This window comes from Paraphotobacterium marinum (assembly GCF_002216855.1).
In the GTDB taxonomy this organism is placed as follows: Bacteria; Pseudomonadota; Gammaproteobacteria; order Enterobacterales; family Vibrionaceae; genus Paraphotobacterium; species Paraphotobacterium marinum.
In genome coordinates this window covers 1,201,586-1,213,491 of sequence record NZ_CP022355.1, presented here as the reverse complement: position 1 = coordinate 1,213,491, position 11,906 = coordinate 1,201,586, and the positions used below count along the sequence as shown (strand labels likewise).

10 protein-coding genes and 3 pseudogenes are annotated in these 11,906 nt (G+C 30.6%); 4 read left to right on the top strand and 9 right to left on the bottom strand.

The window, feature by feature from the left end:
• The first annotated feature begins 18 nt into the window (after nt 1–18).
• Entirely contained in the window at nt 19–684 is a 666-nt protein-coding gene (queE, locus tag CF386_RS06345) for a 7-carboxy-7-deazaguanine synthase QueE (RefSeq protein WP_089073556.1), read from the top strand.
• On the opposite strand, the gene queD is transcribed toward queE, so the two are convergent.
• Nucleotides 681–1,043: a 6-carboxytetrahydropterin synthase QueD gene (gene queD / locus CF386_RS06340; RefSeq protein ID WP_089073773.1), complete on the bottom strand. Its 363-nt coding sequence runs from the start codon at nt 1,041–1,043 to the stop codon at nt 681–683. The two genes, queE and queD, sit on opposite strands and share 4 nt — an antisense overlap.
• A gap of 177 nt (nt 1,044–1,220) precedes the next feature.
• Between queD and asnS the strand changes: the two genes are divergently transcribed.
• Together asnS and CF386_RS06325 are read left to right on the top strand one after the other, a co-directional pair.
• Nucleotides 1,221–2,618 (top strand): asparagine--tRNA ligase, encoded by a 1,398-nt coding sequence (asnS, locus tag CF386_RS06335; protein ID WP_089073555.1) that lies wholly within the window; start codon nt 1,221–1,223, stop codon nt 2,616–2,618.
• Nucleotides 2,619–2,652: 34 nt separating this feature from the next.
• Nucleotides 2,653–3,842: pseudogene (locus CF386_RS06325) on the top strand (amino acid aminotransferase).
• A gap of 41 nt (nt 3,843–3,883) precedes the next feature.
• Here the strand turns inward: CF386_RS06325 and CF386_RS06320 are convergent.
• The 5 genes from CF386_RS06320 to msbA form a co-directional block, all read right to left on the bottom strand.
• Nucleotides 3,884–4,192, bottom strand: coding sequence for a hypothetical protein (locus CF386_RS06320; protein WP_089073552.1), 309 nt, complete (start codon nt 4,190–4,192; stop codon nt 3,884–3,886).
• A gap of 89 nt (nt 4,193–4,281) precedes the next feature.
• Entirely contained in the window at nt 4,282–5,043 is a 762-nt protein-coding gene (locus tag CF386_RS06315; protein WP_089073551.1) for a TSUP family transporter, read from the bottom strand.
• A gap of 95 nt (nt 5,044–5,138) precedes the next feature.
• Nucleotides 5,139–5,312, bottom strand: a complete 174-nt coding sequence (locus CF386_RS06310) for a Trm112 family protein (RefSeq protein WP_089073550.1) — start codon at nt 5,310–5,312, stop codon at nt 5,139–5,141.
• Nucleotides 5,309–6,313, bottom strand: coding sequence for a tetraacyldisaccharide 4'-kinase (lpxK, locus tag CF386_RS06305; protein WP_089073549.1), 1,005 nt, complete (start codon nt 6,311–6,313; stop codon nt 5,309–5,311). Before lpxK ends, CF386_RS06310 begins: the two co-directional genes overlap by 4 nt.
• Nucleotides 6,314–6,316: 3 nt before the next feature.
• Entirely contained in the window at nt 6,317–8,065 is a 1,749-nt protein-coding gene (gene msbA / locus CF386_RS06300) for a lipid A export permease/ATP-binding protein MsbA (RefSeq protein WP_089073548.1), read from the bottom strand.
• 114 nt (nt 8,066–8,179) lie between these two features.
• Between msbA and CF386_RS06295 the strand changes: the two are divergent.
• Nucleotides 8,180–8,694: pseudogene (locus tag CF386_RS06295) on the top strand (DUF2062 domain-containing protein).
• Between the two features lie 32 nt (nt 8,695–8,726).
• On the opposite strand, the gene lolE reads toward CF386_RS06295, so the two are convergent.
• The 3 genes and pseudogenes from lolE to CF386_RS06280 all read right to left on the bottom strand — a co-directional run bounded on the left by lolE (nt 8,727) and on the right by CF386_RS06280 (nt 11,868).
• Nucleotides 8,727–9,986 (bottom strand): lipoprotein-releasing ABC transporter permease subunit LolE, encoded by a 1,260-nt coding sequence (lolE, locus tag CF386_RS06290; RefSeq protein ID WP_089073547.1) that lies wholly within the window; start codon nt 9,984–9,986, stop codon nt 8,727–8,729.
• Nucleotides 9,979–10,658 (bottom strand): annotated as a pseudogene (gene lolD, locus CF386_RS06285) (lipoprotein-releasing ABC transporter ATP-binding protein LolD). The gene lolE and the pseudogene lolD overlap by 8 nt, the downstream one beginning before the upstream one ends.
• On the bottom strand, nt 10,651–11,868 hold the full coding sequence (locus tag CF386_RS06280) for a lipoprotein-releasing ABC transporter permease subunit (protein WP_089073546.1): 1,218 nt from the start codon (nt 11,866–11,868) through the stop codon (nt 10,651–10,653). Before CF386_RS06280 ends, lolD begins: the two are co-directional and overlap by 8 nt.
• Nucleotides 11,869–11,906: the final 38 nt, after the last annotated feature.

Below are 11,906 nucleotides of genomic sequence, written 5' to 3'. Positions count from 1 at the left end.
TATTAACTAACTAACTATATGTATAATATTAATGAAATTTTTGAGACAATCCAAGGTGAAGGACATTTCACTGGTAAACCTTCGATCTTTATCAGACTACAAGGTTGTCCTGTAGGATGTAGTTGGTGCGATACAAAACATTCATGGTTTGTAAATGAAGAAAACCGAATCCCTTTTAAGGAATTAGTAAATGAAAACTCTATCCTTAATTCTTGGGGACAAGCAAGTGAATCTGAAATACTAAATTTTTTAGCCAAAAAATTCAATGCTAGACATATTGTCATTACGGGAGGAGAGCCTTGCATATATGATTTAACTTCTTTAACAGAATCATTGGAGTCACAAGGTTATTTCTGTCAGATTGAGACAAGCGGAACATTTGAAGTTAAGGCCTCATCAAAATCTTGGGTAACTTTATCACCAAAGATTAATATGAAAGGAAAATTAAAACTCAATCATAAAGCCTTGAGCAGAGCAAACGAAATTAAGCACCCCATTGGTACTCATAAAGACATAGCTAACCTAAAAAATATCCTAGCATCGAATCTTTTAAAGCAACAACCAAAAATCTATTTACAGCCAATTAGTCAAAAAGAAAGAGCAACTAAATTATGCGTACAAGAATGCATAAAAAACAACTGGAATTTATCAATCCAAGTTCACAAATATATAAATATAGATTAGTCCTCTGTATAGAAACAACCTGCAGTACACGTTTCCATTATCATAACTTTAGATAACAATGGTAGGTTAGGTTTGACTTTTTTATATATCCATTTGGCTAGCACTTCGCTTGTAGGGTTCTCTAGACCTGGTATATCATTAAGGTAATAATGATCTAATTGATTGTAAATTGGTTTAAATACTTTAGAAACTTCTGAAAAATCTAAGATCCATCCTGTATGTGGATCTACATTACCCGTAATGTATAGTCTGACCACAAATGAATGACCGTGTAATCTCCCACATTTGTGACCTTCTGGGACATTGGGAAGTTTGTGGGCAGCTTCAAACGTAAACTCTTTAAATATTTCTGTTGTCATAATCATGCAAGGTTAAAAAAAAACATTTAATAATAATTAAAAATTTTTATATTTTCAATATAAATTTAATATTTTAATTTTTTTATTTAATTTTCTATTTTTTTTCATAGATACTTGAAGCAATTATAAATACAAGTAATATGATACTTTTAGTGTAATGTAACTGAGGAATACAAAATGTCTGGTTTATCAATAAAGGAAATATTAAAAAATTCTGAACATGTAAATCAAGAAGTCATAATCAAAGGATGGGTCCGTTCTAAAAGAGACTCTAAAGCTGGGTTTAGTTTCTTAGCTGTATATGATGGTTCTTGTTTTGATCCAATACAAGTTGTAACTCCAAATGAACTGCAAAATTATGATGATATTCTCAAACTCACAACTGGGTGTGCAGTTGAAATTAAAGGAAAACTCATCACATCGCCTGCAAAAGGTCAAGAATATGAAGTTCAAGCAAATGAAGTGAGTATTGTAGGCTGGGTAGAAAATCCGGAATCATATCCTTTAGCAAAAACAAGACAATCAATTGAATTTTTGAGAGAAGTAGCGCACCTTCGACCGAGAAGTAACTTAATTGGTGCTGTAGCTAGGGTTAGAAATTGCATATCCCAGTCAATTCATCAGTTTTTTAATCAAGAAGGTTTTTTATGGGTTGCATCTCCATTAATAACTTCTTCGGATGCGGAAGGGGCTGGAGAAATGTTTAAAGTTTCCACTTTAGATTTTCAAAATATACCAAAAACGGCTGATAATAAGGTTGATTATGATAAAGATTTTTTTGGTCAAGAGTCTTATCTTACTGTATCTGGTCAATTGAATGCTGAAGCCTATGCTTGTGCTCTCAGTAAAGTTTACACGTTTGGTCCTACTTTTAGAGCTGAAAATTCTAATACAAGTAGACACCTTGCCGAGTTTTGGATGGTTGAACCTGAAATGGCTTTTGCTGATTTATCTGATGTTACACTTCTAGCTGAAAAAATGTTAAAACATGTTTTTCAAAATGTATTAAATGAATGTAAAGATGACATGTTATTTTTTGAAAAACGAGTTAATAATGAAGTAATACAACGTTTAGAAAAATTTTTAAAGTCAGAATTTATTACGGTCGACTATACTGATGCAATTGAAATTTTAGAAAATGCAAACAAGACATTTGAATTTCCAGTAAGCTGGGGAATTGACCTGTCATCTGAGCATGAACGTTACCTAGCAGAAGAGCATTTTGATAGCCCAGTCGTTGTTGTTAATTACCCTAAAGACATCAAAGCTTTCTACATGAGATTAAATGATGATGGTAAAACTGTTGCTGCAATGGATGTTTTAGCTCCTGGAATTGGAGAAATTATGGGAGGAGCTCAAAGAGAAGAGCGATTAGAGCTTCTGGATAAACGAATGGAATCTGTTGGTATTGAAAAAGAGCATATGGATTGGTATAGGGACCTAAGAAAATACGGTACTGTCCCACATGCTGGGTGGGGATTAGGTTTAGAGAGACTTGTCTCATATGTAACTGGCGTCTCAAATATTAGGGATGTAATCCCATTTCCTAGAGCCCCGAGATCTGCTAAGTTTTAATATGCTCTAATATTTTTAATAATAAGGATTTTAAATGTTTAACAATTTAAAGATGTTACCACCAGATCCCGTGTTTGGTTTGAGTGAACAATTCGCAAAAGATGAACGTTCTGATAAAGTGAATCTTACTATTGGAATTTATAAAAACAATGATGGTGTTACACCAATCTTCGAGGCTGTACATAAAGCTGAAGAGCTACTATTAAAAGATGAGAGGAGTAAGTCCTATCTGAGCATAGAAGGCGATCCTTTGTACAGAAAACTTTCTCAGCAACTAATCTTTGGTAAGAACTCAAATTTGGTTTTAAATAAGAAAGTGCAATCTATACAAACACCTGGTGGGACTGGAGCAATAAAAGTTTTTTCAGATTTTATGTTCGAAAGATTTCCTTCTTCAACAATTTGGATAAGTAATCCAACTTGGGGAAATCATTTAAGCATATTTAAAATTCTGGATTAAAAACAAATTACTACCGATATTTTGATAAAAGTAACCAATCCCTAGACTTTGAAGGGTTCAAAAATGATCTTAAACAATCAAAACCAAATGATGTTGTAGTACTGCACGCATGTTGTCACAACCCTTCAGGGGTTGATTTAAATTTAAATCAATGGGAAGAGCTCGCTGATATTTGTTGTAAAAAAGAACTTATTCCATTATTCGATATGGCATATCAAGGGTTTGGGGATAATCTTGAGTCTGATACTATTGGAATAAAAATATTTGAGAAAAAATTGAATACGTTTTTTTTGGCAAACTCCTTTTCAAAAAATTTTGGTTTATATAATGAGCGTATTGGAGCATTACACATAATTTCTCATAATAAGGATATGAGTGAAACTATACTAACAAATATTCAACCAATAGTTCGTTCAAATTATTCGAATCCTCCTTTCCATGGCGCGGGAATTGTAACTGAAATTTTATCTGATAACGTACTAAAAAATTTATGGATGAATGAATTGAACTCAATGAGAAAACGAATTCATAATATGCGATCTTTGCTCTCAGAACATCTATCGAGAAAACAAAGTAAGGTTGATTTTGACTACATTATTAACCAAAAAGGAATGTTTTCAATCATTGACTTAGATGGGAAACAAGTAACTAGATTAAAAGATGAGTTTGGCGTTTATCTTCTAAAATCAGGAAGGATAAATATAGCAGGATTAAATGATTCAAACATTAGATATGTTGCGGATTCAATAAATTCAGTGCTTTAAAAATTATAAAAACCAATTAAACTTGTTATATAAGGCAAGTGTTATTGGTTTTTTAACTTATCCATAGCAAATATATTCAAATTCAAACTTTTATCAATTTTATTTACTAAAATATCTTCCCACTTCTGCTCTTTAATTTTTATTAAATAAAATTTTTCTCTATTTGTATCAGTCACGAATGCCATACCAAAACGCATTAATTCGTAGTGAATATCGTTGACAAAGTCAATGGTAAAATTCTGCCTACCAGTCAATATGTTAATATCCTGTCTTTCGAGCACAATCCCCTCAAAATCAGAAAACCTTGTTTTAAGCCATAAAGCAAATGCTTTAGCACTTACCATAGACATTATATTTCCTAAATAATTATTATTTGTAATATATATTTATAGATAATTATGTCAGAATTGTCTAATTTTTATATTTAAAATTATTAATATTAAAAGTTCGCAACTATTAATTTAAACGCCATTATTAACGACACAATTATCACCATTGGTCTAATAAACTTAGTCCCCTTCCCTACAACCATCTTCGCTCCTATTTGTGCACCAATAAACTGTCCTATAGCCATTACTAGGCCAATTTTCCAAATAATTGCTCCTCCTAATATAAACATAATGAGTGCAGATAAATTCGCTGTAAAATTTAAAATTTTTGTTTTAGCTGTAGCCTTTACTAAATCTAATTTCATTAAAAAAACAAAAGCGATAGCAAAAAAGGAACCTGTTCCTGGTCCAAAGAATCCATCATAAAAACCAATCAATAATCCTATTATTAATGCAAAATTAAAATTGCTTAAAATGGGTTTTTTAATGTTATTATTAGAAGTAACCTTAGGTGCCAAAAGAAAATAAAAAGCAATTATAATTAAGAGTATTGGTATTAATTTTAATAGAAAGTCTGCGTGGATAATTTGAATAGTAATAGAGCCCAGCAACCCTCCTATGAAGGTAAATAATATAGCAAACTTGAGCTCATTTAGATTAATTAGTTTTTTTTTAAGGAAGTATAAAGTTGAAGATAAACTTCCTACTGTACCCTGAAGTTTGTTAGTTGCAATAGCTTGGGATGGTGGCAAACCAATAGAAAGTAATGCTGGTACAGTTAACATCCCTCCTCCACCAGCAACGGCATCAACATAACCTGCTAATAAGGCAACAAAAAACATTATAAAGAAAATGTAAGTGGGAAAGTCCATAACAATTGCCTTCAAAAATATATAATTAAGATTAAAATAAATAAAAATTCAAATTTAAAACTTTATAAATTTATACCTTTTGCATGTTCTAAGATTCAGTCATCAAGAGTTATTTTGTCAGCTTCTGATTCAATTAAAACAGGAATACCATCAACTATAGGAAAAGCTAATTTATCAAATCTACAAACCAATATATTTTTTTGTTTATCAAATTGTAGTTTCCCTTTACAAAGTGGACATGCTACGATATTGATTAGTTCTTGTTTCATATTTTTAATCCTTCGATTCTTTCTAAAATTTTTTGTTCAGCTCGCACATCAAGGATAGGATCAACTTTTAAACTCCACCAATTATCACTATTGCATATGTGCTTACACTTAACAGCGTCTTTTTCAGTCATTAATAAATTTTGGTTTTTTTCTAATAAACCCTTAAAGTCATTTTTTGAAAATTTGTAATGATCAGGGTATGAAACTTTTTTTAAAATATCGATACCAATTCCTTCTACAGTATCAAAGAATCTTTCAGGGTTTCCAATAGCTGCAATTGCAATTACGTTATGCAAGTTCTTAAAATCAATTTTTTTACGTGTTTTTATATTTACTATTTCAGAAGGTACAAGATCCATTGAAAAATTATACTCATCATTTGTTTGGCCATTATAAACTACCAAATCAACACTTTTAGATTTGCTAATATTCTCTCTCAAAGGTCCAAGTGGTAATAAATATTCATTGCCAAATCTTCTTTTTGCATCAATAACCAATACTTCAATATCATGATGAAACTTATAATGTTGTAATCCGTCATCTGAAATAATAATGTCACAACCGCAATCTAAAAGTTGTTTGATAGATTGAACTCTATCTGGAGAAACAGATACTTTGCAACCAGTCCGATTAAAGATCTCTATGGGCTCATCACCTGTTTCATTAGGTAACATACTATCATCAACTAGTACAGGATAATTTTGACTGTGTCCACCATAACCTCGTGAAATGACACCTGGTTTATATCCATTTTTTTTTAAAAGATTCACTAACCAAATAACCACTGGTGTTTTTCCATTTCCACCAGTAGACAAATTCCCTATAACTATAACGGGAGCCTTAGCCTTATATATTTTAAAAAATTTAAATGTAAAATATAAGTGATATCTTAGTTTAGTAACTAAAAAATATATAAAAGAAAAAAAAGCCAGTATTGGAAAACAGATATAAAATAATATTGTTTGTTTATACCATATCTTATTAAAAAAACGTTCTATCATAAATTACTGTTCAAACTGAGTATTGTGAAAAGCATAATATGCTTCCTGTTTTTTGATTAAGTCACTGTGAGTACCCATTTCGACAATTTCACCTCGATCCATGACTGCAATAGTATCGCAGTTTTCGATTGTAGAAAGCCTATGAGCAATAACAATAACAGTCTTATCTTTTTCTAAGTTTTCTATTGCCTGCTGTATTAATCTTTCAGATTCTGTATCTAAAGCAGATGTTGCCTCATCTAAAATCAAAATTGGTGAACTCTTTAATAACGCTCTTGCAATAGCAATACGTTGTTTCTGTCCTCCAGACAATAATACACCATTCTGGCCAACTACGGTATTTAAACCCGCTTCTAACTTATCTGCAAACTCAGATACATTTGCTAATTTAGCCGCTTTTATTACCTCATCTTCATGAACATTATTGTATGGGTATGCAATATTATTATAAATGGAGTCATTAAATAAATGAATGTTTTGAGAGACTATTGAAATGTTTTTTCTAAGATCATTCAGTTTAAGTTGATTAATGTCATGACCATCAATATAAATATTACCTTCTGTGACAGTGTAAAAACGATTGAGTAAATTAGTAATGGTCGTTTTACCAGAACCAGAACGTCCAACAAGAGCTAAACTTTTACCTTTCTGTAATTTGAATGAGCAATTTTTTAAAGCTTTTGAATCACTATTTTCATACTCAAAACTTACGTTTTTAAATTCTATATTTCCTAAAATTTTATTAATTTCAAGATTACCATCGTCTTTTTCTGGTTTAAAATTAAAAAGCTGGAATAGCGTTTCACAGGCAGCCATCCCCTTTTGGAAACTAGAAAGTGTTTTGGAAAAAGTTTTAACTGGTTTTGGCAACATCATTGCTGAAGAAACAATCAACACAAAAGAGCCCGGTGTCAATGAGTCTCTAATAAATTCAAAATTCATCAATGAAATTAATATGATACCAGCAAAACTACTGATAATGACAATGACTGGATCCCCAATTGCAGTTACAGTCTGCATTTTCATATATTGTCTACGGTAAAAATTATTGGTTTCTAAAAATTTCTTTTTTTCATGTTTTTGTCCGCCATAACTTCTTATTTCTCTGTGTCCTCTCAACATCTCTTCACTTACAGCAGCGACACTTCCCATAGTATCTTGTAATCTTTTTGCGATTGTTCTCATTTTGTTTTGTATATATTTTAAACAATACCCCATTATTGGAACGAGAACTAATGTAGATAAACTTAAAATCCAATTTTGATAAATCATAAGCGCTAAATAACCAATAACAAGTGTTGTATTTGTTATCAAACGTATTAAGGCATCCCCTGAAGCCTGAGCTACTTGCTCAGTATCATAAGTAATTCTTGATAACAAAGAGCCTGTATTTCGTTTGTCAAAAAATTGTACTGGCAATCTCAAATAATGTTCAAATAATTGCTGTCTCAATGACATAACCATTTTAGAGGTGGTATATTCGATTAAATAAACATAAACAAATTGTGTGAACCCTTTAATGATTACTAATCCTAATAAAACTAAGGGCAACCAAACCCAAAAATTATTCCCTTGACTTTGTGCATTAAAACCATCATCAATTATAGGTTTTGTAAGATAAGTGGCACCAAGTGTAGTGACTTGAGTGATAATTAAAGCAATTACAGCTATAATAATAATAACTTTATAAGGTTTAAAATATGGTATTAAAAGCTTAAAAATTTGAAATGATTTTTGATTTTTGCTGTCCATTTTAATTTGTCTTAATCTTCTTAATAAAAGTTAATTTAACTAATACAAAATTAGTCTAAAAAATATATAATAACATAAATTCATTCACTTTACGTTAACTTAAGCCATTTATTTATGCCAAAAAAAACAATCAAAAAATTTTTACCTGATCATCAAAAAATTAAATCTAATAGGTGTTTAAGTATATTTGGTGAATGGCTTCATAAACCAAATCTTTGGCACCTAAATAGGCGCTCCGCGGCTAATGCTTTGCGATTGGTCTTTTTTTTATGTTTATTCCTCTTCCAGCGCAAATGATTTTAGCTGCTTTGTTTGCCATTATCTTTAGTGCTAATATAGCTCTTTCAGTAGCATTAGTTTGGATAAGCAATCCTCTAACAATGCCTGTAATGTTTTATTTTGCATATAAAATAGGCGCTTCTATCTTGCATATACCAAGTAATAATTTTGAATTTGAACTAAGTTGGAAGTTTCTATCATCTCAAATGACTTTAATTGGTTACCCTCTTCTACTTGGTTCATTAATTTGTGCAAGTGTTTCAAGTTTAATTGGTTATTTTTCAATTAGATTTCTCTGGCGATTATCTATTATTTCTCAAATGAAAAAAAGGAAGAAAAATAATAGATAAATTTTGAGAATTATTATTTTTATTTAAATAATTCATCCTGACAATGCTATAGCAGGATTTACTTGACTTGCTTTTTTAGCCGGAAAAAAGGTTGAAACTAAGCTTAGCATAATCGCAGTAAAACTGACCAAAGTAACATCATAAAAATCCACTTGTGAAGGTATAAAATCAATAAAATATATACTCTGATTTAAAAGTGTAACTCCGGTAATATTCTGAAGGAAATTTGTTATATATGTTAAATTTAATGCTATAAATACACCTACCAATGACCCAAACAACGCGCCAATTAAACCAGAAAAAAATCCATACCAGATAAAAATCCTGTATATCAATGCCTTACTTGCACCCATCGTTTTTAATATAGCTATATCTCCTTCTCTATCTTTTACAGACATCATTAAGGTGGAGGTTATGTTAAAGCAAGCAACGCCAATAATCAAAAACATCACGATATACATGATAGTTTTAACAAGGTTTATATCTTTAATAAAATAACCATATTGATTTTTCCATGATCTTAAGCTCCAACTTTGATTAGTAGGAAGTTTTTCAGACACTTGCTTTAATACTTGTTCTACTTCAAATGGATCTTTTAATTTTAATTCAATGTTATTTACAGCATTATTCAAATCTAAATACTTTTGAGCATCCACCAGAGGAATAAATGCCAATAAATCATCAAACTCACCTGATAACTTAATTAAACCTGAAACTTTTAATGTTTTAATTTGATAGGAGTTTATATTTTGTCGATCTTTTCCTGGTAAATAAACAGAAAGTTCATCACCTACTTTAACATTTAATTTTTTGGCAATTCCTTGGCCAATTATAATGTCGTTTTCATTGTTTTCAAATTTTTGAATATCATTGCCGATAATATATTTTTTTATATTTGTAGAAAATGAATTAGTATCAACACCTCTTATAGCAACACCTTTCGACTTGCTTCCATTTATTAGTAAGGCGAATAAGTTAACTGAAGGGGTAACACTTTGTACATTCGGAATATTTGATAAATTGTCAGATATTTTAGACCAATCATTTATTGAGCCACCATTATCCAGGGAGGAAATAGAAACTTGTGGAATAACATTTAAAATTCTAGTTTGAAGTTCTTTTTTAAAACCATTCATTGTAGATAAACCAATAATTATAATTGCTACGCCTAACGAAATTCCTATAATAGAGGATAGAGAAATAAAGGATATCATAGTATTTTTTTGTTTAGAACGACTAAATCTAAACGCAATCCAAAGGGAATATATCTCTCGTTTCCTTCTATTAAACATGTGCTAACTTCCCATCTTTCATTGTAAGAATATTATCAGTTCTTTTTGCCAAATCATTATCATGCGTGACAATCAAAAAGAACAATTAGAGTCCCTATTTAATTCTTTAATCAAATTAAAAGTCTCCTCTGCAGTTTTAAAATCCAAATTACCTGTAGGCTCATCAGCAAGTATAAGCTTTGGATGTCTTATTAATGCCCTCGCTATAGCAACTCTTTGTCTTTCACCTCCTGATAACTCTGATGGTCTATGCTTCAATCTATGTCCAAGATTTACACGTTGTAGCATTTTTTTTGCTTCTAATTCGGCATTTTTTCGTTTTGTGCCTGCTATTAAAAGTGGCATACTAACATTTTCAATTGCATTAAAATCATTTAATAAATGGTGAAATTGATAAATAAATCCAACTTCTGAATTCCTAAAAGAAGCTTGTTTGTTTAACTTCATTTTATGAATGTTAGTTTCATTAAAAAATACTGAACCTTTAGTAGGCTTATCAAGGGTTCCAAGAATATGGAGTAAAGTACTCTTTCCAGAGCCTGAAGAACCAACAATCGATGATAATGAACCTTCATTTAATGTAAAATTAACATTTTTTAAAACTTGAGTTGAAATATTTCCCTCAGTATATGTTTTACAAATATTTTCACACTTAAGTAATATTTTACTCATGTCTCAATTCCTCAGATGGATTAACTTTTGATGCTTGATAAGCAGGAAAAATAGTTGAAATAACACTCAAAAAGATGGCAAGAATGATCACCAATAATATCTGACTTGAATTTACGCTAATTGGCAAGTTTTGTCCCAACAGTAAGTTATTTAAATTAAAAAAATTCAGTATACTGTTAATATTTTTAGCTATCAATACACCGAAAACACCACCTAAAATTGAACCAATGATTCCACTTGTTGCACCCTGAATAATAAAAACTTCAATAATTTGTCGTTGTTTGAGCCCAAGTGTTTTAAATACAGCTATTTCACTTTTTTTCTGTAAAACAACTAATATTAAGGATGAAATCATATTAAACCCAGCAACTAATATTATAAGACCTAACATGAAACCCATAATTTTTCTTTCCATAGCAACAGATTGAAAAAAAGTTCCAAGGTTTAATTCTGTTCTCCAATCTTTCCATTTTAATGGTTTAGGTAAGTTTTGAGCTTCAAGCTGATCTACTTTAAAAGGATCTCTCAGATAATACCTTATTCCTGTATATATATCAGACGGTAATCGAAGCAATTTTTGAGCATCTTTTATGTTGATAACAATCAGATCTTTGTCTAACCATGTCCCAGTATTATATATACCAGAAACCTTGAATTGTCTTTGAGCTGGCAGTAATCCCATAGGGGAATAAATTAGTTTTTGAGGTATAAGAATATCAATTTTATCACCAATACTAACGTTTAATTGGTTTGCTGTTTGCTGACTGAGTATGACATTATATGTATTAGGAATAAGAGAGTCAGGGTTGCCAGCGAAAACAAAGTCCATAAGAGGATCGGGAGATTTATTACTGATACCTTGAATATTTGCGACGGTAATCTTATTATTATTTGAAACTAATGCATTGTTAATTTGAACAATTGGCTCTGATAACTTAACTCTTAACTGGTTGTCTGAATTCAATTTAACCATTTGGTTTTCTGATACTCTATCTTCATCACTAGTTATAACTGCTTGAGGTACTAGTTCCAGTAGACGTCCCTTTAATTTAGACTCAAAACCATTCATTACCGATAAAACAATGATTAGAGACATAACTCCAATTAAAATTCCAAATGTAGAAATGTGAGATATAAATTTATTGAAGTAATTTTGATTTCTACCTTTTAAATACCTAAGACCTATAAATAAACTTATTGGGAAATGCATACTAATAATATCAACATATATAATCTTAAAAAGTCATG